This is a genomic window from Colwellia marinimaniae, assembly GCF_002207865.1.
Classification (GTDB): domain Bacteria; phylum Pseudomonadota; class Gammaproteobacteria; order Enterobacterales; family Alteromonadaceae; genus Colwellia; species Colwellia marinimaniae.
Genome location: NZ_BDQM01000476.1, coordinates 1 through 241, shown reverse-complemented (window position 1 = coordinate 241; position 241 = coordinate 1). Strand labels below are relative to the sequence as shown.

Sequence of the window (241 nt, the reverse complement as noted above, 5' to 3'; positions counted from 1 at the left end):
CTCGGAGACGTGAATAAGAGACAGCCTCACCGTCCATAATCGTTTTCATGCCACTGCCACAGATCATATTTAACGTATAAGCAGGTCCACTCGCAGGAATACCCGCTTGCATCGCCGCTTGACGACCTGGCCCCATGCCTTGTCCTGCACTAATCACATTACCAACAATCACTTCATCAACGTGCTCTGGATTAACCTTGGCGGCTGCCAATGCGCCTTTGATCGCCGTAGCACCTAACGT

Annotated in this window: 1 protein-coding gene; it reads right to left on the bottom strand. The window is 51.5% G+C overall.

Going from position 1 to position 241, the window contains the following annotated elements:
• Nucleotides 1-241: thiolase family protein (locus MTCD1_RS20130; RefSeq protein ID WP_498067577.1), on the bottom strand; the 241-nt coding region annotated here is incomplete at both ends.